Origin of the sequence: Bacillus cereus group sp. N24, from assembly GCF_016483345.1 — a bacterium.
In the GTDB taxonomy this organism is placed as follows: Bacteria; Bacillota; Bacilli; order Bacillales; family Bacillaceae_G; genus Bacillus_A; species Bacillus_A toyonensis.
The window spans coordinates 161253-183516 of record NZ_JAEHCA010000008.1 but is presented as its reverse complement, the minus strand read 5'-3'; the positions used below and the strand labels follow the sequence as shown (position 1 = coordinate 183516).

The window sequence follows — 22264 nt, the reverse complement described above, 5'->3', positions numbered from 1 at the left end:
CCTTATATTTGTTGTTATAATTCTTGTATAATTAAATTAATTTTATGAAGTGAACAATAGGGGATAAGGCAATTAAAAAACGTAAAAAGGGGACAGGAAATATAATGAATGAAATACTAGAATTAAAAGAAGAACTACAACAAATTAAAAATAATAATTATGCTGTACCAGAGGATGTGGACGCATATCCATATGCACAGTGGATGCTAGATTATATCGGATCACCAGATGCTGAATTACGCGATGATTTGATTTATAGTACGCTTCACACATGGATTACAAATGATGTATTTAGACAAAAAGAGTTACGAGGATTAATGCTACAAGCAATTAGTCCTGATTATTTATTTTATAAAATTGGAGAAAAAGGAACAGACTCTGTGTTTAAACGCGCGTTCTCCGTTTTAATTCCACCACTTATTTTATCTGTTCATGAAAGAGAACCGCTGTTATCTGAAGAACAACTGTACAGTGTGGCAGAACAAGTACTGGAATATGTATATTTAGAAGAAGATGTAAGAGGCTACATAGAAGGAAAAGGCTGGGCACATTCTACAGCGCATGCGGCTGATGCGCTAGATGCTTTAGCACGTACAATACGAAATCGTGAGTTTTCATATGCAATACTAGCTGCCGTTCGTCAGAAGGTACGATTGAATGATTACGTATATGTACACTTTGAGGATGAGAGATTAGTAAAGCCAATTATGTCTTTACGTAGCCAAAATCTATTAACTGAAGAAGAGTGGAGCAATTGGCTACATAGTATAGCAACTGTTGAAGACATCCGACATCCTCAGCATGCTATTTTAGTACAAAATATTAGATCTTTCCTAAGAAGTTTATATTTCATAGCTTTAGAGAAAGAGGGAAGCACTGCCTTTACAGATGATATATTGGAGACTTTGAAGGAAGCACGTAGGTATTAAAAAGGTCCATACTTAGAAAAAATAAGTAGATATTAATATTGAAAAATTTATTAGAACTTTATTTTTACATTGTACCCTTTCAGTATAGGCTGAAAGGGGTGTCAAATGAAAAAAATATTGAAGATAGGAAAGATAATATTTTTTGTTTGTATTAGTATGATTTTTCTTGGAACTGGCGCTGTATTCATATATCATAACTATCAATTAAAAATGGAATCGAAATTAATGAACAATAAAGGTGAACTTATTAATTTCAATAATAAAAAAGTGAATGTTTATAATGAGGGGAGCGGGGAGGAGACGTTTGTATTTATGGCCGGATCTGGAATTGCCGCTCCTGTGTATGAATTGAAAGGCTTATATAGTGAATTTTCAAAAGAAAACAAGATTTCTGTAATTGAGAGAGCTGGTTATGGATACAGTGATGTTTTTCAAGATGATAGAGATATTGATATGATACTAGAACAAACGAGAGAAGCGCTTATTCGAAGTGGAAATAAACCACCATACATTTTAGTACCACACTCTCTATCGGGAATAGAGGCTATTTATTGGGCACAAAAATATCCAAATGAAGTAAAAGGGATTATTGCGTTAGATATTGGTTTACCTAAACAGTACGTAACTCATAAAATAGGCATGGTTGATTCATTAAAAATAAAAGGAATAAATATTTTAACGAAAATTGGTTTTCAGAGATTAGTTCCTTCTATCACTTATAATCCTGAAGTCATTAGGCAATCCTTTTTAAACGAACAGGAAAAAGATATTTATAAAGCGCTTACATACAAGAGGGCTTTTAATGATGATATGAAGCAAGAGCTTTTACAAAGCTACAATAACGGTAAAAAATCAAATTCCTTATCAATCCCAAAAGAAACACCTATTTTATTTATAGATGCGATTGCTAGGCAATATAAAGATTCGAAGTATACAAAGCAAAAAAACGAAGATTATAAGGAGTTTGCTAGCAAGTTATTAATAGCTGATGTAAAAATAATTGAAGGTACGCATAGTATTTATTTATACGCTCCTGATGAAATATACAAATTTGCTATGGATTTTATTAATAATAAAGTAGTGAAGAACTAAGCTATTGTTATTTTAGCGACGAAAGGTCTATACATAATGAAAGTATATAACATATTAATTGTTGAAGACGATTTGATTATAGGAGATTTATTACAAAAAATTTTGCAACGCGAGAAGTATAATGTGTATTGGGAGAAAGAGGGAAGGAAAGTTCTTGATGTAATTCATGACATAGATTTAGTCATAATGGATGTTATGTTACCAGGCGAAGATGGTTATCAAATTACAAAGAAAATAAAAAATCTAGGACTAAATATTCCAATTATATTTCTATCAGCTAGGAATGATATGGATAGTAAACTAAAAGGTTTGACTATTGGAGAAGAATACATGATAAAACCTTTTGATCCTAGAGAGTTGCTGTTAAGGATTCAGAAAATGTTAGATAATAAATATGGTACTTTCGCGCAAATTAACCATTTATTTATAGATGCAGAATATAAAAGAGTTTTCATAAATGGTTTGCGTGATGAAGTTGCTTTTACTGCAATTGAGCGTAAAATATTCTTCTATTTATATGAAAATAGAGATAGAATTCTAACAAAAGAACATTTCTTTGATTACTTATGGCAACTTGAAGATAGAAATCAAAATATCATGAACGTACATATAAAAAAAATTAGGGCCAAAATAGATGATAAAACAGGTGATATTATTCAAAATATTTATGGAGAAGGGTATAGACTAAATACCTATATGAAGAAATGAACTTAAAGAAAAAATATCAGTTACTACTATTCTCCGCTATTGTTAGCGTACCTCTGTTATTGTTGTCGATTAGTATTTTTGTATCAGTTATTTATAATGTTGCCTTTAAAACTAAAAATAAGAACATTCCTTTTCACGAATCCTTTGCATATCCTACTATGTTAATCATATTTTTATTATCACTATTAGTATTAGCTTTTGTATTTTCAAAATCGATAAACTCATTATTAAATAAAATTAATGTATTAAATCAAACGATTCGAGATTTAGCTAGTGATAAAAAAATCCCTAATATAATAGATGTCAAAAGTGATGATGAGATGGGAGAACTGATTAGGTCAGTAAACCTGCTTATAGAAAGAACAACTTATCGAGAATTAGAACTACAACAACAGGAACAAATAAAAAAAGAGCTATTAAATAAATTACGGCATGATATTAATACACCCTTAACTGCAGTTAGATTACAATTATATTATTTAGAAGGCGAATACGAAGCACAAGCGCCAGTACTTGAATCACTGTATGAGCAGATACAATATATAAGTGATTTAACTAACGAATTTAATATTCAATCTACAGAGACCGTAGAGAATACTTATATTGTGAATGATGAAGTTAATATACATAATTTAATAGAAAATATGATTAAAAAATGGAGCTATTTGTATAGCATTCATAAAATTGAATTAGTATATAATCCACAAGATAAAGAGTTGATATGGAATAGTAATGAGTTATGGATTCAAAGGTTATTTGATAACATTTTTCAAAATGTCCTTAAACATTCAAAAGCTAAAAAACTCAAAATTATTATAGATGAAGATATTGTTTCCTTTAGAGATGATGGGATTGGGTTTGATATAAATAGTAAAGGTACAGGACTTGGTTTGAAAAATATTGAAGATATATCAAAGATGTTCGATATAAAATACACTTTACAATCAAATAGTGAGGGTACTATGTTTTCATTTGAAAATACAAAAGTTTAGAGCAAATTACATAAAACCAACACCTCCCAACCATACTAAAAAATGTGTTGGAGGTGAATGTTATGGACAATAAAGACTTTGAAAAAGTTTATAATGATTACTTACATCAAGGAGAAGAGCAAGCTCAATTTGAAGTAGACAATGAAGTCAATTCAGGAGCAGAACAAATTGTTGCTGTTCGTAAAAATGATGATGGTGATTTAATAGCGTTTAAAACAAGTAGCGGGAGAGAGTTAGATTATATGACTGCTCTTAGTGAAGCAAAATCAGGGAAGTTAGCTCATGTGGATGTATTTCATAAGTATGGCAGAGATATTATACGTAGTGAACCTGATGGAATAAAAGAAAATAATTTAGATAATTTACCTTCATTTTAAACGGGTAAACCTCAAGAAGAGAATGTTCATTTGGAGATTCTCTTCTTTGTTTTGCGAAGTTTTCCTTGCAAATAGACGATTCATTTTTAAAGTGCGATCATACTTTTAAAGAGCGCTCTAAATTTCTCTTTATCTTCTGCTGTAAATGGTTTCGGTCCCTTTGTACGTTTACCACTTTTTCGAACCATTGCACTTAAATATCGTGTTTGTAACAATTGTTCAATGTTATCATTCGTATACTTATAGCCTTTATGGTGTAGTACGATACAGCCTTTTGCTAAAGCGAGTGAAGCAAGACCATAATCTTGTGTTACGATTAAATCTTCTTTTTTTGCTAATTGCATAATTCGGTAATCTGCAGCATCTGCTCCGGAATCAACATATATTGTTTCCACACCTGCTGGCTGCTTAGCATTAGAATAATGAGAAAAGCTAGTAACGAGGGTTACAGGGATTTCTGCATTCGTAGCTTCAAAAATAATTACATCTTTTACAGGACAAGCATCTGCATCAACGTAAATTTTCATTTTTATCACTCCTATAACTAGGTTCGTGTTGATAATAATGGTAGAATTAGGTTTTGTCAAACGAGTAATATCTTCCGCAATTTAATACGTATGTATTTTTATAAGATAAACGAATATTTCGAACTAAATAACGAATGTACTATAGATTTTAATAAGTGGTTATATGTAGTGATGTGAAAATTTCTTAATACGAAAATATTAGGAAGTTTTATTTGAATTTCATTCTGCGGATTGATTTTTAATAGCGTTTATTTGGATAAAATAGCGATTGAATATATATAAATAAAATGTATTTTAAATTAGAGGATCATTTCATGTTACTGCTCTATGCAATGGTTTCAAAAGATAAGTAAGTCTGAAATTAATCAGGAGGGCCGAATGAGGAGTTTAGATTTATCACAAACAACTATTAATATATCAAAAAATGATCTTATTTATAAAACGAATGATGATAAGTATTGGGTGTATGAAGTGATTTTTCAATTGCAAGAAGGAATACCACCTCATAGCCATCCGTTTGGAGAAGATTGTGCCGTTGTGTTGTCAGGTCATTTGGATTATTATATTTCAAATAAAAAAATAATTCGTGCATCAAAAGGAGAGGTAGTGTTTGGATGGAAGAACCATATACATGGCTATAAAAATAATGAAATGGAACCATTGCATCTATTAATTTTCGTTGCGCCGAATAAAATCGGACTAGAATATTTACCCGATGATGATCCGAAAATTGTGCATGTACCGGAAGGAAAGCGAATGATGAAGCTTTCCGAATATCAAGTAGTACATTCTTCTTTTTCTTCTTTTGAAAGAATAAAAATAGATGGTGAATATTCAGAAGCATATAATGAGAATGGACTTATGGCATTTATTGATATTGAAAATAAACAAATATATATATTTGAGGGTGAGAATGCGGAGATAAAAACTTCAAATCCCATAGTATTTATTAAGTATACAGCTAGATTGTGAGAATGGAGAGTTGATTTTCTCTATTTATAATAAATGTGTAGTTAGGAATATGAAAGAGGACTATTAAGGATGGACGGAAAGGTGAATTAATCATAATGAGTTACAATTTATAAGAATCATTCTTAGAAGTAGGGAAGAAATATAGAGAAAAACGAAAAATCTGGAAAAGAAAGCCCCCTGTATCAATCATCAGGAGCTTTCTTATAATTTAATTTTGGAATGAAGCTTCTTTTCATTATTTTTTGCTAACTTATTATCTGGAGTTAATGAATAAAGAAGTTTTAAATGTATTAAAAAGTTATTTTATTTCCCGCAAACCAAAATAGCCTCACGTAAACGAGAAATCCCTTCCTCAATTTGATTGATATTTACCTTCCCATAGGATAAACGTATATAACCATCTTTCGCACCGAAAATACTACCAGGCATAAAGGCGATTTCTTGTTTTAAACTTTGCATAATGAGTTGTTTTTCGTTTATCGGTTCGTTTAATTTTCCCCATATGTATATACCGCCGGTCGGGTTTGAAAAAGTGATTTTATCGTGAAGCTGTTCATTTAAAGCACGGACGATAATGTCTCTTTTTTCTGCCAGTTGTTTTCGTAACGGTACGATATGCGACTGAAATGGTACGGTTTCAAAAAATTGCTGCATCAGCCACTGCGGGAATATGCTCATACCTAATTCCATTTGGTGCCGTGCATCTGATAATCGCTCTACTACTGACTGCGGAGCGACAAGCCAGCCGACTCGTAACCCTGGTGCGATCATTTTTGATAAGGAATGTACATATATGACAGTTCCATTTTCATCAATAGATTTCAAAGTAGGGCAAGGTTGTTTATTTTCAAATGTAAGTAAGCTAGATGGATCATCTTCAACGATCGCAATGCGTAAGTCTGCGCAAAGTGATAATAGTTTTTTTCTACGGTTTGGATGCAGCATCGTTCCCGTAGGGTTTTGGAAATTTGGATTTAAAAAGATCATTTTAATGCGGTGCTTTCTATATAACTCTTGCACATCGTCTGGATTAATACCGTGTTCATCGACAGGTAATGGAAAAATACGAATACCTGCTGATTGGAATAGTGGTAGTGAATAGCAGTGCGATGGACTTTCGAAAGCGACTGCGTCACCTGGATTTAATAAACATTGCACGATAAGATGAAGTGCTTGCTGTGCGCCAGATGTAATCATAATGGATTGTTCGGTCGCTTCAACTTTTAAATATTCCTTCATATATTTTACAACCGCTTGTCTTAGCGGGAGGTACCCTTGCGGATGATCGTAACTTAATGACTGCGTTAACGGTTGTTCTCGCAAAATCGCTTGTAGTTGATCATGAGGATAGAGATTACAACCGAGTTCTCCGTTTGCAAAATCTATAATATTTTCATTTTGTTGTACTTCTGCCCGAATATGGCGAAGTAACGGTAAGTTTGGTAAAAACGTACCACCTTCTACGAAGTTTCTCCAGTTTGGTGTTAATGTTGGAGAAACACCCCACATATGTGTACTTACACGTGTACCTTTACCAGTTGTACTTTCTACAATTCCCATAGCACGTAGTTCATTATAAGCAGTCGTTACTGTACTTCGGTTTACATTTAACTGTGTAGCTAATTTCCGTTCGGAAGGGAGGAAGCTACCTGGAGGAAGTTCTCCATATGTAATACGTTTTTCAATAAAGTCAACAACTTGCTGATAAATAGGGATTTTACTGTCGTTATCTAGCTTCCATTCCATAAAAAACGCCTCCGTATCTTTTCAATACATTAAGTATAGCAAATTGGCTGGGTAAAAAAACAGCCAATTGGACGGTGTTATATCCAGCCAATTTTACTATGCTAAATAGGGAAGGGGAGATTCGGATGAAACGATGGCAAATGGAATGGCTCCTAGTATCAGTAGCATTAGTATGGGGAGCAAATTATACAATTGGAAAGTATGGCGTGGCATTTATGTCATCCATTCAATTTAATAGTTTACGATTTTTAGTAGCATCACCGGTATTATTACTTATTACATTTTTTATGGAACGCTCATTACGTATTGAAAGAAAAGATTGGTTACGATTAGTAGCAGTCGGCATCGTTGGAACGACAATGTATCAAACGATGTTTATGTTATCTGTGAAATATACTTCAGCAACGAACGCCTCATTACTAATTGCAATGTCACCTATTTTTACAGGGATATTAGCAGTATTACACAAACAAGAACGTTTTTCGATGAAAGTACAAATCGGTTCAATAATAGCGTTTATTGGTGCAGCATTCGTTTTATTAACAGGGCATACAGGAGGAGCTACTTACGAGTATGCGTGGCTTGGAAATATAATTGGATTAGTAGCAGCAATAGCGTGGGGATGGTATCCAATTTTAGCACAACCTCTTATTACAAAATACTCTGCAATGAGAGTTACATCATGGTCTACATTAATTGGAATTGTACCTCTTGTTATATATTGTTTATTCAACGTAAACACATTAACGTGGCCAGTAGACATGCCAAGCTGGGGTTCACTAGCATATTCAATCATCTTTGCGACAATATTTGGACTAGCAATGTGGTATGTCGGTATTAGTCAAATCGGTTCAACGAAAGTAATGGTTTATATGTATCTCGTACCATTATTCGCAGTGATCTTTGCAGCTGTAACAATTGGAGAGCAAATCAATATGATGCAACTCGTTGGCGGACTTATAATCTTTGTGGGTTTATATGTTGTAAAAAAAGGCGGAATCAAAAAGCCAGCTCTCAATTTAAAAAAGGTAAGCTAACAATAAAAAATGATCTCTTTCATATAGAAGGAGATCATTTTTTGTTTCGTACTAAAAGCGCTTGTTCAACAGCCCAATTTTGATGATCATGAAGTAAATATTCTATAGCAAGTAGTGGAGGTAACCACTTTAAAACATGATCTTTTTCAGAGGTTTCAGTTTGTTTATGTACTATGTTCGCAATGTAAAAGAACCCATCGTTTAAATAATATGTCCCTTCTTTTTCTGCATAAAAATATCGCGCTGCATTACCGATATATAGATCAATTTCAATTTCCCATCCTAATTCCTCTAGTAGTTCGCGATGTAAACATTCATCTTTTGTTTCGTTACCTTCCATACCGCCGCCAGGTAAAAAATAACGGTCTCCTTTTTCGATGATAGCTATTTTTGAGCAAGTATTGTTAAAAATAACCGCATAGCAACTCGGCCGTAATACATAATGAACGGTGGGATTTTTAGAACCAAATGTGAGTTTTGAAATCATAAAACACGATCTTTCTCTATAAAATACATAAAAGGGATAATAAGGTAAATGTCGAATTATATTAAGATAATCCTTGGTGATTGGAGTGATATCAAAATGATAAATCGAAAATGTTCAAGGTGTAAAGAAATAACGGGTACAATACATGGTGGTAAAAAAATTAAGGAAGAATTTTTGTGTGAAGATTGTCTTCAAAAAGGAATTGCGAGTGGGGAAATCGAATTATCACAAGTGGAGAAAGAACAAACTTCGTATCTTTCTATAAAAATATTAAAAATAATGAGTGTTATTTATTTAATCGTATCTATTATAACAGCTTTTTCTGCTGGATCACTTATACAAGATCCAGGGTTTGGTGGCGTATCATTTTCAATATCAGGTGCGATTGGTATTATGATACTTGGATCGATATTCCAGTCGGTGCTTGTATTTTCTGGTATTTGGGTATTCATTCTATTAGTAGAAACGGTTATTAAAATATATGAAAAAATGAAGTGAGTGAGAGGGAGAAATACATGCGAGTAAGAAACATTCAAGGGGAAGATTATGTAAAGATTCATTCTGTATTAAATGATTGGTGGGGCGGGAGAGATATGGCTCATATGTTGCCAAAATTGTTCTTCATTCACTTTCAAGAAACGAGTTTTATCATTGAAGAAGAGGGAGAAACGTTAGGTTTCTTATGCGGATTCTTCTCACAAACGCATAAAGAGGAAGCGTACGTTCATTTTATCGGTGTCAATCCGAAGTATAGAAGAAGAGGAATTGCATCGACATTGTATTCTTATTTCTTTGATATTGCTCGTGCAAATAACCGTAAAGTTGTAAAAGCAATCACATCACCAGTTAATAAAAAATCGATACAATTTCATCAAGAAATTGGCTTTCGAATTGAGGCTGGGGATGATGAAATAGAAGGTGTATCCGTACATACAAATTATGACGGGAATGGCGGGAGTAGAGTTTTATTTTTAAAAAATGTATAAAGTAGGCTAACATGAAGTTAGCCTTTTTGTTGTGAGGAGGCAAGGATATGGAGAGTTCTCAAAGTAGAAATGAATACATAAGACGCATATATAAAGTGCAAGATTATATAGAATCAAACATAAATGATTCACTTTCAATTGAAGAGTTAGCCAATGTAGCAGGATCTTCAAAGTTTCATTTTCATAGAATTTTTAAAGGGATAGTAGATGAGCCTTTATCTCGGTATGTAAACCGATTGAAACTAGAAAGGGCAACTCACCTTATTACATATCGTCCGGATATGACGATTACAGACATTGCGTATCACTTCGGGTTCACAGATTCAGCTGTTTTCTCCCGTACATTTAAAAATTATTACGGAGTAAGTCCGTCTCAATATCGAAACTACAATAGCAAGAATTGCAAAGACGTAAGTGAACCTTCTCAATACAATAAATGTAAGAAGGTTCGGGGAAATGTTGAAATTGTAACAGCGGACGATAGAAATGTCGCATACATAAGACATATCGGTACATATGAAGAGTTAGCTATAGCTTTTCCGAAAATGATAGAGAAATTATTTCGTTATGCAACGGAGCAAAACTATCATATATTTGGGGATACGAAAGTATTAACCATTTACCACGATCATCATGAATTTACTGAGGACTATCATTTAAGAACAAGTTTATGTATAACAATTCCCGATGAATCCGCAGTAGGAACGAGTGATATTGGAATAATGGTAATACCTTCAGGAAAATATGCGGTAGGCCATTTTGAAATACGTCAAAATGAATATAAAGGTGCATGGGATTTTTTATACGGCGAATGGCTCCCAAATAGCGGATATAAGCCGAGAGATTCGTATCCTTTTGAAGTGTATAGAAATGATCCAAGAAAGCATCCAGAACATAAACATATAGTGGATATATATGTACCGATCGAACCTTTTTAATCATAGATTAAGGGGGAAGAATAATGAAAACTTTTGAAGAGTTGGATTACAAGATAAAAGAAGACTATAAAAATATAAACGGTATGTTAGTAGTGCAGAAGGATAACATTATTTTTGAAAAATATTATAACGGCCACGGTCCAGATGATGCATTTCATGTAGCATCTGTCACAAAAACGATAATCTCTGCGCTAATTGGGATATGTATAGGTAAGGGCTATATAAAAAGCGTTAATCAAAAAGTAATAGAGTTTTTTCCTGAATATAAACTTAAGGCATCTGAAGTAACAGTGCGACACCTACTTACAATGACAGCACCATACCCTTTTACAGATTGGCAGGAACCGTTAGAAGAACTATGTACACAACAGAATTGGGTACAGTATACACTTAATAGAATGGGGCACGGCGGAGAAATTGGATCTTTTAAATATTCATCTGCAGGAGCACATGTACTATCAGCAATTATTTCGAGTGCAACAGGGAAAAGTGCGCGTGAATTTGCGAATGAACAGCTATTTCAGCTACTCGGTATGAGAGAAATTCCAAACTACAATATGAAAGCATTTGGATTCGATGACTTATTCGGAAAAGATGTAAAAGGATGGGTTCACGATCCAAATGGTATTTCGACGGGCGGCTGGGGACTTACGCTAACAGTTAAAGATATGGCTAAGTTTGGACAATTGTATTTGAACGAAGGTATTCATAATGAAAAGCGAATCATTTCAAAATCATGGGTAAAAGAATCAACGGTGATGAATCCAAATCAATATGGGTACTTATGGTGGTTACGAGAAGAAAATGGAAGCTTTTCATACTGCGCAATGGGCGATGGTGGGAATATGGTTTGTTGTATTCCAGAGAGAGAATTGGTAGTGGTGATTGCTTCTGAGGTTATACCAAATGCGGTGGATAAATGGGAGTTAATTAAAGAGTGCATACTTCCTTATTTAAAAGATTAATGTGGTTAATTTTGGAAATGAGAATTAAAGGGTTTAGTTAAATTTGCTTTGTTTTTCATGATAGAAAAAAGTGTTGTGATAACAAAGTTGTACAACTAAGGTTATAAAACTTCAACACCTATACGATTTTTAAATAATTGCAAGGTGTTGAAGTACTTCATAATCTATTAAAGGTACTTTCAAATAAAAGCGGAAACACCTTTTTTCTTTGCTTTTTAACTATTTTCTAACTTTGTGATGTATAAGATACATCATGCCGAGTATGATTGCTAGTATTATAAATTTAATTAATTCTATTAGGCTGGCATCCCATTTGTTTTGCGCTACATCTGCTAAATAAAATACATTAAACATACCATGTAAAATTGCGGGTGATATTGCAGAACCACCATATTCTCTCGTGTACGTCAAAATTAAAGACAATATAAATAATAAAGAGAGATAACTTAATATTCCTACAAACTGAAACTCATAATTTTTATAAAAGATAGCTACTGGTAAATGCCATGAAGACCAAAGCGAAGCTATAATAATAGCTGTTTGCATGAATGAATATTTTTTTCGTAAATAGTAATGAAAATTCCCTCGCCATATAATTTCTTCTAATAATGCAGATAAAGATCCAATTGTAAGACCAACGAGCAAGAGAAATCCTAATTCATTCCAATCATGATATAAGAACTTTATATCATAAATATGAAAATAAAAATGGAGACATAGTCCTAGAAGTAGTGGAAATAATATGGAGAAAATTAGTGTTTTTATTTTTGGACGTGAAATTCCAAATGTATGAACTATTTTTTGTTTCTTAAATAATTTTTGATATAAAATAACTGCTAAAAGCGGAAGAACCATTGTAAACCCCAAATAATTACGACCATTTTCTATGTTCAGCAAGATGATATATACAAGTGATGTGAGAAAATAAATACATAATGTTGAATGATAAACTATGTGTTTATTAATATTTTTCACCTGCCTAAGTATGTATAAGTGGTTAATCGAATATCCGATATTTTAATTATATATGAAATGGAAATCGACAGAATTAATATTTTCATATTATTGCTTTTAAAAATAGGAAAAGTGTCGAAGTTACATATATTGAACTTGTAGAAAACAATTAAACTATCCCCCGTAACTTTTCACAACAAAAAATCGTTAAACAAAAGAATAGATTTTTAATCATGAATGGGGGAGAACCATGAAAATTCTAATACTAGGCGGTACACGATTTTTAGGAAGAGCATTTGTAGAAGAGGCGTTGAAAAGAGGGCATGAAGTTACATTATTTAATCGCGGATCAAATAAAGAACTATTTCCTGAAGTGAAAAAGTTAATCGGTGACAGAAATAACGATGTATCAAGTTTAGAAAATCGAAAATGGGACGTTGTCATAGATACATGTGGATTTTCTCCGCACCATATTCGGAATGTTAGCGAAGTATTACAAGATAATGTAAAGCAATATATATTCATCTCAAGCCTTTCCGTATATAAAGATTGGATTCCCCATCATATAAAAGAAGACTATATATTACAACCTGAACCAACAAGTGATCGGATAAAAGCTGTAGAGAATGGTGAAATATCGCCTTATGAGCATTATGGTGCGCTAAAGGTATTATGTGAAAAAGAAGCAGAGAAGTATTGGCCGGGGCGTGTTTTACATGTAAGAGCAGGACTTCTTTCGGGAACGTTTGATTATACAGATCGCCTTCCATACTGGATTCAGCGTGTAGCAAAGGGCGGGAAAGTGTTAGTACCAGGAAGAAAAGATCGTCCAGTGCAATTAGTTGATATAAAAGACGTCGCAAGCTTTGGACTAAACATGGCAGAAAATAATAAAGCCGGTACATTCAATATAACAGGTCCAAATGATGAATTGACGATGGAAGAGCTATTAAATACGTGTAAAAGGGTTACGAATAGTGATGCTGAATTCGTTTGGGTCGATGAATCATTTATGAAGGAACATAAAGCACAGCCTTGGACAGAGATGCCTTTATGGCTTCCGGAAACTTTTCCATTAGAAGGGGAAACGAAGCCGTGGAAAGGTGGATTTTCTATTAGTATTGAGAATGCTGTTAAAGCAGGGCTTACTTTTAGAAGATTAGAAGATACTGTTACAGATGTGTATGACTGGGTGAATGAAATGAAAGAGAGGGGATTAAAGGCAGGTATTTCAGTTGAAAGGGAGAAAGAATTATTAGAAAAGTGGAATGGATAGTTTTTATAGATAATAGGAATGGAGAGAAATATGATACGTCAATTAAAAAAGGTTAGAAAAAGGACAACAATTTCAACAGTTATAATGCTCTTGCTAACGGTCATTCTCGTAAGAAATAGTACGTGGTATATCTCTCATTCCTTTTCTTCTGAATTTTTTCAATTGCCGATGCCTTTGGATAGTAAGCTAATTAAAGATTATGAAGCAGATGAGAAGAATTGGATTGAATTAGCAAATGGCGGATATTGGGAAGTAGTAGCGAATCGTGTTATAGAAACGAAGCAATCGAAGGCAGAAGTAATCTCATTCTATCAAAAAAAAGGGAAGTTAAAGTATCCAAATTCTAACGAGGCTGGTGTAGAAATTCAGCTCTATTTTTTAGATGATAGTACAGTAGTAGAAACCGAAAAGGGGAATTATTACCGAGATAAGATAGGAGATACTCGTTATGTAAATGAATATGATATTAGAGATAAAAAGAAGGAAAAACAACCTAGTGATCCAGAGATAATAACATATATAATCCAAGTACATACCCAATTTGATTATTGGTATAAACTTGATTGAACATGAAGGACTATAGGAAGGATAAAAGGTTATGTGGAAAAATATCATTCGAAGTATTTCTTTAAACTTAAGTATGAAAAACCCAGCAACGAAGGATGAACTTGCTGATATACAAAAATGGTTACACGTGGAGTTACCTAATGAGTTATATCAATTATTACAGGAAACAAACGGTATAGAAGGTGAGTACGGGGACTTTATATGGTCTGCTTCAAAAATTAAAACTGAAAATATGAATATGAGAAATATAGTGGATTTTAAAGATTTATATATGCCTTTTGACTGTTTATTATTTTTTGCTGATGGCGGAAATGGTGATTTGTTTGGCTATTCTATTTTGAATGGAATGGTACAAAGAGATGATATATATGTGTGGAATCATGAAAATGATAGTAGAACGTGGATTGCTCCTTCTTTAAAGCCTTTTATGGAGTGGTGGGAGAGTGGGAAGATAACAATTTAAACATAGTATCAATAAAAAACGCCTTGTTACTAAAAAAACAAGGCGTTTTTCGTATGTAAATCTACCACTCAATCGGTTCTTCTCCGTACAGTTCCCACAGCTTAGGAAACATCTTTTTCAGACTTTCTTCGTCATCTTGATCCCAGTCGAATTCAATGTCGTCATTATGAGCTCTTTCATCAGTTAGTACATGGTAAAGTGTAAAGTAAGTATCTTCTTCATCTCCAGTTTTTTCTGCATATACAGTGAAACCGAAATATAGAGAAAGTTCTTCAATGTTTGGTACGTCATACTCACTCAAATTTTCTAATACATGTATTAACCGTTCTGGATCTTCAATACACGCTTCGTAAGTTTCTTTTCCTTGATATAATAACCACCCGCGGAAATAATCAAAACAATCATCCGAACAACCGCCTAAAATAATATAGGCTGCTGCCCATAAGCGAGATGTATAGGAAGCTTTTAATATATGATGCATATGTGTATCAAAAGCAACAATTTCATGTACTGTACGCTTAGAGAGATGAGAAGTAAGCCATTCTATTTGTTCTTCCTGGTCTTCACCTTTCGTTTTAGCGCGAGCGAGTAGCCCCCAAAATTCTTCTTCTGTTATCGTTTTTTCTTTTATATAATCTTCCCCAGGGCACGGGTCTGTATATCCTTTTTTACGTTTGGAAGCAACTAGTTTGTTAGCTTCTTTTATGCACTCTTCTTCTGTTTCAAACTCTTTCGCTTTCACGCTACCAGCTGTGCCAATTTTCCCGTAAAACACAACGTAGTCGCTTTCTTTCACAACGATTTTCCAAAACTTATTTGATTTCTCAGTTTGCTGGATTAATAACGTTTCCATTCGTACCCCCATCATATTTTTCTAGTATGCAATGTGATTGTAACATATGTATATACACTTGTAATGATGAAAAATAAGCGTTTGGAAAATTCGAAAATGATTGAATGAAGTGGATAAATTTAGTAACCTTATCTTTACAGTAATTACATAATTGTTTTGCAATAATTCGATATTTAATAAATAGGGGGAATTCGGGATGGACCTTACGTTTATAGTAGAGGAAACATGTTTTAATTACCGAGTTGGAGCAATTTGTAAACATGATAATAAAATACTCATTCTGCAAGGTGACGGTGAAGATTTTTGGTACGTACCGGGTGGACGCGTGAAAATGCTAGAAAATAGTGAAGATGCGTTAAAACGAGAGCTTGCTGAAGAACTAGCTGTTCCAATTGAAGTAAAGAGATTAATATGGTCAGTAGAAAATTTCTTTACACTTTCTGAGCGAAAGCTCCATGAAATTAGTTTTTACTATGAAGTAGAGCTGAAAGAATTACCTGCAAATGGGGCAGATCAATATATTCTGAATGAAGAGGATAGAACATATATGTTTAAGTGGGTGCCGATAGAAGAGTTAGATGCATACAACTTACAGCCAGCGTTTATAAAAGAGAAAGTGAAGGATTTACCAGTTCATACAGAACATATCATTTTACAAAAGTAAACGTATCTGGAGGGGAAAACGGTGAAGGGGACTAAAAAAGAGATAAATATAGATGATAAAGTCATTCGTTACACACATATCGAAAAGGGTTCCAGTGCGGTATGCTTTATGTTCTCAGGTTCAGGCTATAATTATGACAAGCCTTTATTTTATTATGCAACGATGTTAATGCTTGAACATAAAATAGATGTAGTACATATTCATTATTCCTACGATGGACAATTAATGGAAAAACCAATGGAAGTAGTAACGAAAGTAATGATGGATGATATTAACCCTATCATTAATGCAGTGCTAAAAAGTGGACAATACAACGATTCGATGTTTTTAGGAAAATCACTTGGAACAATTCCAATTGCGAATGATTTAATGAAGAGAGAAGAATTTTCACAGTCAAAAATGATATTACTTACACCATTGTTAACTTTTAATTCGATTTTTGATTCTATCTTACATAGTCGACACGAAGGGCTGTTGGTAATTGGGGATAAAGATCACCAATACAATGTAGATCAAATTAATCAATTATATAAAACGAATTTAAGAATTGATGTTGTTAAGAACGCTAACCATTCTTTAAATATTGGGGAATTTGAAACAGAGAATTCAATTACAGTTATAGCAAAAATGATAAGGAAACTTGAAGAAATAATTACAGTTTGAATGAGTAATATACATGTAAAAGAGGTGCTTATTGCACCTCTTTTTTTTATGTTCAAGCTTTAATTCCTATGAAGCAACACCCGCATTAAAGAGGAATATTACTTTTCTATTTCCTATAAAAAACGGATAACAATTTTTAGTTGTAGTTATTACAATTTAAATACAGAAAATTCAGAAGAATTTTTAGGAACTCGAGAGGAGGTTATTGAAAGCGTTTACTGTTGTTGGGGTACAAGAAAGGAACATTCTCATATAAGGAGGCTATTAAGATGAAATCGATTAACCCGATGAATGTGATAGACGAGAGTCGTATTCATTCCATGCATATTTGGTTAATATTTTGGTTGTTTATCGTAATTGCATTTGATGGATATGATGCTGTTATTTATGGAGCAACAGTACCTTCGCTCATTAAGGAGTGGGGAATATCGGATGTTACAGCAGGGGCAATTGGTAGTTATACAGCTATAGGAACAGCAATTGGAGCTGCTTTTTTTGGTTTATTAGCTGATAAAATAGGTCGTAAAAATATCATAATAGTAACTACAATCTTATTTAGTCTATTTACCTGTTTAGCTGGTTTTGCGAACGGTCCTGTAATGTTTGCGATTTTCCGTGTTATCGCAGGTATAGGGCTTGGTGGAGTTATGCCGAATGTAATTGCTATAGCAACAGAATTCTCACCGAAACGAGTTCGAACTGCTATCGTATCTTTTGTTTTTTGCGGATATTCAATTGGAGCAATGGCAGCGGCGCTTACAAGTCGTTCCCTTCTTACAACAGCAGGATGGGAGCCTGTTTTTTGGTTAGCGGGAATTCCATTGTTATTTATCCCGTTTTTAATGAAAAGTATTCCTGAGTCTGTTAGTTTCCTATTAATGAAAGGAAAAATAGAAGAAGCTAAAAAAGTAATAGCGAAGATAAATCCACAATTAAGTAAAGATGTGACAATTGAATTTACAAAACCACCAACTAAAGAAGCTGGATCTCCTGTAGTTAAATTATTTGAGGAGAAGCGCGCCGTGAGTACAATTATGTTTTGGATTTCATGTTTCAGTGCTTTCGTACTCATTTATTCTATGAGTACATGGTTACCAAGGCTTATGATGCAGTCAGGATACGATCTCAAATCAAGTCTCACATTTACAGCTGTCATGCAAATTGGAGCTATTATTGGAACACTCATATTCGGTCCAATAGTAGATAAAATCGGATTTAAAAAAGTACTTGTCCCATTATTTTTCTGTGGAGCAATTGCGTTATCACTCATCGGATTTGTAAATAATATGTTTATTGGATTTTTGTTAATCTCAGTCATTGGTGCTTCTTCTGTCGGACTACAAAATATGTCAAATGCATTTGTTTCTCAATATTATCCTAGTAATATGCGCTCAACAGCGGTAGGAAGTACAATGGCTTTTGGGCGTCTTGGAGGTGTGGTAGCTCCAACTTTGGTAGGTATTCTTCTTTCCATGCATTTATTGCCTCAATATAATTTTGCAGCAATTGCGACTGCTGCTGTAATTGGTGGCATAGCATTGTTATTTGTTAAAGAAGAACATGGAATTTATTATAAAGAGAAAAAAGAAATTGCTAGTGGAAATAACAATGTAACTACAGCCAAATAGTGAATAATCAATCCCGGGGATACATTTCTTCGGGATTTGCATTTGTTTGGTGAATAATTAGAATATTTACTTTTGTTTTATGTAATGTTTCTTATACAATAGAGAGAAAAGGTGAAATGGGGGATGGGGCGTGTCTAGTAATAAGAGAGAGAGATTAATGAAAAAAATAGAATATCATTTGCGAAATACATCACGCCAGCTTATTAAAATCGATACGGAAGAAGAGGCGCTTCAGTATTTAACTCATTCCTTTTGTGCAGAATTACATTGTGATTTCGTAGCTGTCATTTTTAATGAAGGTGGACAGTTTTTGCCAAAAGCTTGGAGTGGTAATTTAACTTCTTTAGCTTCAGCGTTTCCACTTCATTCTGATGAATGTTCCTCCAAACTACAATATCAAAGCATGACAGATCAAACGGCAGATTTACCAGAAGTGTGTCTTCTATCTGAAACATTGAAAAGTGCTGGGGTAGAGACTTGGTTCACTGTCCCATTGAAAGATGATATCCAGCATTTTGGTTTTTGTATTGTTGCCTATTTAAGTCATATCCCGCTTTTAGATATGGAAATTTCATTTGAGGAGTTTGGAAAAGATATAGCAGTGGCAATCGCTGTAGCGAGACAAAAAGAATCACAGTTGAAAAAAATTGAAGGATTTGGATGGATTAGTAAAAATCTGTCGCTAGATGTTCCGTTAGAAAATCACGTGAATGAGGTAACTACTAAAGCAGTAATAGAAACAAATGCTGATTTCTCATGTGTTTACCTGTATAACGAGACTGAAAACTGTTTTGTCTTACAACCCCCATTATATGGAGAAATGAAAAGGCCATACAAAATTATGGTTGAGGATAAATATGTATTAAAAGAGCACTTTCCATTTTTTGAAACGATTGGTGGTAAACAGTTTACTGCTCCAATCATTATTGATATGAAACCAATTGGGGTGTTACATGTTGAAAAGAATTGCGAAGGGGTTTTCACGGAAGCAGATGCAAAATCACTTGAAATGATTGCAAATCATTTAGCAACTATACTAGATAACGCAAGATTATATAATGGTGAGAAAGAGCATAAGCAACGTCTTCATTTTCTATTAGATTATCAGCAAGCTTTATTAAAAGAAACGGTCGATGATAATAATTTTCAAGGTATTACAACAATGCTTGGTAGTTTGTTTCAAGATACAGTATTTATTTTTGATAGATTTATGCAACCAATAGCATTTCATGATGAAAATGGTGGTCGTATAGCGGAACATTTAGCTGAGCTGGCGAGAGAAGAACGAAAACAACAACAACGAAAAACAGATACTTTCCATATTAATGATCCAAATAATAGTGAATATTGTTTTTCGTTTTGGATTATTAATGGAGGCGGTAATTTTTTGGGATATTTAGCAGTACGAAGAAATAGCGGGGGGATGGATGAATTTGATCAATTAACGGTTGATTTAGCCCGAAATATATGCTCCATCCAGTTTATTAAACAAAAGCTCGTTCTAGATACGAAAGAACAGATGAAAGACAGCTTTATTAGTAAATTATTAACTGAAAAAATTGAGGATCGAGATAACATTTTGCAATATGCTAACTTATATCAATGGAATCTTTTCAAAAAACATCGAGTCGGGGTATTATCAATTTCACTCGATGAGAACGAATTAAAGAAAGGAAACCTACTCGAACAACAAGCGAAAAAGTCACTTATATGGGACTTGATTAAGACGCGTCTTCCAGAACTAGGGACAGGCATTTTAGCAGTATCCCATAATGATGAACAACTGTTAATTGTTCCAATTGAAAATCAGAAAAAGGGCGCGGATACATTTTGGGAATCGATGTTTTATAGCATAAAGAAATGGATTGGCTCATCACCTATAGGGTGTCGTGTTTTATTAGGGATTGGCGGTGTTACAAAACAGTTGGAAGATTATTATACTAGTTATCAGCAAGCTATACAGACTTTAAATATTTTAGATAGTCGCTTTCGTAAACAAGGATTTGCATTATTTGAAGGGCTTGGATCGTATGCTATTTTACATCATTTAAACCATTCAACCGCTGTAGATCTTTTTGTTAAGAAACAAATTGGTCCACTAATTGAATATTCAGAAGGGAAGAATATTGATTTATATAACACATTACATGTATTCTTACAAAACAATGGAAATGTAAAAAGTGCTGCAGAAGAACTTTTTATTCATAGAAGTTCTCTTTTGTACAGGTTAGAAAAAATTGAATCGCTCATTTCAGTCGATTTAAATTATGCAGAAGTGAGATTTAATTTAATGATGGCGCTAAAGCTTTATGATATGCATGGTGAAGTAGTAGGGTAATAGAAGTTTCTATTTTGATAAAAGGAGATTTTGCTTTTGTACGAAATCTCTTTTTATTTTTATACAATTGTTTTTCAAAACTTGTTACACTATATCAGTATGTAAAGGAATTATAGATTTGAAGGTGATAGGTATGAAGAAATATAAAATAGGAGAAGTAGGAAAGGAATTTGGAGTTTCAATAGATGCTTTACGATTTTATGAAAAGAAAGGATTCCTAAAACCACAAAAAGACAAAGATAACGGTTTTAGATTTTATACATATGAGGATTTTGGAGTATTTTTAGCAATTAGAAGCTTTAGACAAATGGGATTTCATGTTAAGGAAATTGGATCGGTGTTTAACGGTTTAGAATATGATGACATAATGAAAAAATGTAATGATAAAATAGCTGAAAAAAATGAAGCGATAAAACAGTTAGAGTTAGAAACAAAGCAAATAAATGAATTTATGAACTTATTACAAGAATATAAGCGGGAAGATAGGAGATGGGTTATAAAACAAGCTGAGACTTATTATTTTCTCAAACATGTTCATTTAAATGAAGGAACGTTATGTGTAAATCCTCTGTTAAAAATATGGTTGAATTATTTGCCAACAGTTTCCACGGCATTATGTATTCCACTTGAAGAATATAAAATGAAAAATATAGAGAATAGTTACTGGGTAATGGCGATCTCTGAATCAAAGGTGAAAGAATGTCAATTACCTATGGATGATTCGGTTATTCAAATACCTATGGGAGAGTGCTTGCATTATTTATATGAAAAAAATGTGGATGAACCGTTATCATCTTTGATATTAGATGAACCATTCCATATTATGCAGGAACAGGGATACGCTCTTAACGGAGATGTTTTATGTCGATATGTTTGTGAAACAAAGAGTCAAGACAAAACAGTTGAACATTATATTATTATGATTCCTATTATTAAATCAAACGGTACAAAGTGACTTGAAGTAGAGAAGGACATGAAAAAAAAGAGTTTTCACACGGTGTTTAGCTAGGTTTATCCAGCTATTTGTGGGCAGTAAACGCCCGATTGGTAGGGGCTGATAATCAGTGGGGAATGAACAAAATCCCGTTGATTGAAGTTGCGA

At 33.4% G+C, this 22264-nt stretch carries 24 protein-coding genes; 19 read left to right on the top strand and 5 right to left on the bottom strand.

Annotated elements, in window-relative coordinates:
• Positions 1 to 104: 104 nt before the first annotated feature.
• From JDS95_RS14720 to JDS95_RS14700, 5 genes are all read left to right on the top strand, one after another.
• Entirely contained in the window at positions 105 to 929 is an 825-nt protein-coding gene (locus tag JDS95_RS14720) for a DUF2785 domain-containing protein (RefSeq protein ID WP_001002765.1), read from the top strand.
• Positions 930 to 1034: 105 nt separating this feature from the next.
• Positions 1035 to 2021: an alpha/beta fold hydrolase gene (locus JDS95_RS14715; RefSeq protein ID WP_000722103.1), complete on the top strand. Its 987-nt coding sequence runs from the start codon at positions 1035 to 1037 to the stop codon at positions 2019 to 2021.
• A 36-nt stretch (positions 2022 to 2057) separates the two neighbouring features.
• On the top strand, positions 2058 to 2729 hold the full coding sequence (locus JDS95_RS14710; protein WP_000870365.1) for a response regulator transcription factor: 672 nt from the start codon (positions 2058 to 2060) through the stop codon (positions 2727 to 2729).
• Positions 2726 to 3721, top strand: coding sequence for a sensor histidine kinase (locus JDS95_RS14705; protein WP_001049598.1), 996 nt, complete (start codon positions 2726 to 2728; stop codon positions 3719 to 3721). The genes JDS95_RS14710 and JDS95_RS14705 overlap by 4 nt, the downstream gene beginning before the upstream one ends.
• A 62-nt stretch (positions 3722 to 3783) precedes the next feature.
• Complete coding sequence (locus JDS95_RS14700; protein ID WP_000368864.1) at positions 3784 to 4098, top strand: DUF3892 domain-containing protein; 315 nt, start codon at positions 3784 to 3786, stop codon at positions 4096 to 4098.
• A gap of 86 nt (positions 4099 to 4184) precedes the next feature.
• Here JDS95_RS14700 and JDS95_RS14695 read toward each other — a convergent pair whose 3' ends face one another.
• Positions 4185 to 4625 (bottom strand): YaiI/YqxD family protein, encoded by a 441-nt coding sequence (locus JDS95_RS14695; protein ID WP_000708766.1) that lies wholly within the window; start codon positions 4623 to 4625, stop codon positions 4185 to 4187.
• 378 nt (positions 4626 to 5003) lie between these two features.
• Between JDS95_RS14695 and JDS95_RS14690 the strand changes: the two genes are divergently transcribed.
• Entirely contained in the window at positions 5004 to 5597 is a 594-nt protein-coding gene (locus tag JDS95_RS14690) for a cupin domain-containing protein (protein ID WP_097980563.1), read from the top strand.
• Between the two features lie 303 nt (positions 5598 to 5900).
• Here the strand turns inward: JDS95_RS14690 and pdxR are convergent, their stop codons facing one another.
• A complete protein-coding gene (pdxR, locus tag JDS95_RS14685; RefSeq protein WP_144467065.1) occupies positions 5901 to 7343 on the bottom strand; it encodes a MocR-like pyridoxine biosynthesis transcription factor PdxR in 1443 nt (480 codons plus the stop codon).
• 125 nt (positions 7344 to 7468) lie between these two features.
• On the opposite strand from pdxR, the gene JDS95_RS14680 reads away from it, so the two are divergent.
• On the top strand, positions 7469 to 8380 hold the full coding sequence (locus JDS95_RS14680) for a DMT family transporter (protein ID WP_085450340.1): 912 nt from the start codon (positions 7469 to 7471) through the stop codon (positions 8378 to 8380).
• Between the two features lie 34 nt (positions 8381 to 8414).
• Here the strand turns inward: JDS95_RS14680 and JDS95_RS14675 are convergent, their stop codons facing one another.
• A complete protein-coding gene (locus JDS95_RS14675) occupies positions 8415 to 8867 on the bottom strand; it encodes an NUDIX hydrolase (RefSeq protein WP_002043942.1) in 453 nt (150 codons plus the stop codon).
• A gap of 96 nt (positions 8868 to 8963) precedes the next feature.
• On the opposite strand from JDS95_RS14675, the gene JDS95_RS14670 reads away from it, so the two are divergent.
• From JDS95_RS14670 to JDS95_RS14655, 4 genes are read left to right on the top strand one after another with little or no spacing between them, the layout of a single operon-like run.
• Entirely contained in the window at positions 8964 to 9365 is a 402-nt protein-coding gene (locus JDS95_RS14670; RefSeq protein ID WP_085450492.1) for a DUF3980 domain-containing protein, read from the top strand.
• A 17-nt stretch (positions 9366 to 9382) separates the two neighbouring features.
• Positions 9383 to 9853 (top strand): GNAT family N-acetyltransferase, encoded by a 471-nt coding sequence (locus JDS95_RS14665; protein ID WP_001266061.1) that lies wholly within the window; start codon positions 9383 to 9385, stop codon positions 9851 to 9853.
• 47 nt (positions 9854 to 9900) lie between these two features.
• Positions 9901 to 10791 (top strand): AraC family transcriptional regulator, encoded by an 891-nt coding sequence (locus JDS95_RS14660; protein ID WP_000446060.1) that lies wholly within the window; start codon positions 9901 to 9903, stop codon positions 10789 to 10791.
• Positions 10792 to 10814: 23 nt separating this feature from the next.
• Entirely contained in the window at positions 10815 to 11756 is a 942-nt protein-coding gene (locus JDS95_RS14655) for a serine hydrolase domain-containing protein (protein WP_000846448.1), read from the top strand.
• A 219-nt stretch (positions 11757 to 11975) separates the two neighbouring features.
• Here JDS95_RS14655 and JDS95_RS14650 read toward each other — a convergent pair whose 3' ends face one another.
• On the bottom strand, positions 11976 to 12731 hold the full coding sequence (locus tag JDS95_RS14650; protein WP_085450339.1) for a CPBP family intramembrane glutamic endopeptidase: 756 nt from the start codon (positions 12729 to 12731) through the stop codon (positions 11976 to 11978).
• 229 nt (positions 12732 to 12960) lie between these two features.
• Here JDS95_RS14650 and JDS95_RS14645 point away from each other — a divergent pair, with 229 nt between their 5' ends.
• Genes JDS95_RS14645 through JDS95_RS14635 form a run of 3 tightly spaced genes read left to right on the top strand, consistent with a single transcriptional unit; the run spans position 12961 to position 15016 of the window.
• The gene (locus JDS95_RS14645; RefSeq protein WP_199690575.1) at positions 12961 to 13986 is read left to right on the top strand and encodes an SDR family oxidoreductase; all 1026 of its coding nucleotides are present in this window, start codon (positions 12961 to 12963) and stop codon (positions 13984 to 13986) included.
• 30 nt (positions 13987 to 14016) lie between these two features.
• Entirely contained in the window at positions 14017 to 14553 is a 537-nt protein-coding gene (locus JDS95_RS14640; protein ID WP_000621042.1) for a hypothetical protein, read from the top strand.
• Positions 14554 to 14584: 31 nt separating this feature from the next.
• The gene (locus JDS95_RS14635; protein ID WP_000265757.1) at positions 14585 to 15016 is read left to right on the top strand and encodes an SMI1/KNR4 family protein; all 432 of its coding nucleotides are present in this window, start codon (positions 14585 to 14587) and stop codon (positions 15014 to 15016) included.
• Between the two features lie 61 nt (positions 15017 to 15077).
• On the opposite strand, the gene JDS95_RS14630 is transcribed toward JDS95_RS14635, so the two are convergent.
• Positions 15078 to 15869, bottom strand: a complete 792-nt coding sequence (locus JDS95_RS14630) for a DUF4240 domain-containing protein (protein WP_000449135.1) — start codon at positions 15867 to 15869, stop codon at positions 15078 to 15080.
• Between the two features lie 196 nt (positions 15870 to 16065).
• Between JDS95_RS14630 and JDS95_RS14625 the strand changes: the two genes are divergently transcribed.
• The 5 genes from JDS95_RS14625 to JDS95_RS14605 all read left to right on the top strand — a co-directional run bounded on the left by JDS95_RS14625 (position 16066) and on the right by JDS95_RS14605 (position 22117).
• On the top strand, positions 16066 to 16533 hold the full coding sequence (locus tag JDS95_RS14625; RefSeq protein WP_000366221.1) for an NUDIX hydrolase: 468 nt from the start codon (positions 16066 to 16068) through the stop codon (positions 16531 to 16533).
• A gap of 21 nt (positions 16534 to 16554) precedes the next feature.
• Positions 16555 to 17196 carry a hypothetical protein gene (locus tag JDS95_RS14620; protein WP_000679142.1) on the top strand — a complete coding sequence of 214 codons (642 nt, stop codon included), beginning with the start codon at positions 16555 to 16557 and terminating at the stop codon, positions 17194 to 17196.
• Between the two features lie 269 nt (positions 17197 to 17465).
• Positions 17466 to 18824 carry an MFS transporter gene (locus JDS95_RS14615; RefSeq protein WP_000836227.1) on the top strand — a complete coding sequence of 453 codons (1359 nt, stop codon included), beginning with the start codon at positions 17466 to 17468 and terminating at the stop codon, positions 18822 to 18824.
• Positions 18825 to 18954: 130 nt separating this feature from the next.
• Positions 18955 to 21162, top strand: a complete 2208-nt coding sequence (locus JDS95_RS14610; RefSeq protein ID WP_144467066.1) for a helix-turn-helix domain-containing protein — start codon at positions 18955 to 18957, stop codon at positions 21160 to 21162.
• A 133-nt stretch (positions 21163 to 21295) separates the two neighbouring features.
• Positions 21296 to 22117, top strand: coding sequence for a MerR family transcriptional regulator (locus tag JDS95_RS14605; protein WP_016091168.1), 822 nt, complete (start codon positions 21296 to 21298; stop codon positions 22115 to 22117).
• Positions 22118 to 22264: the final 147 nt, after the last annotated feature.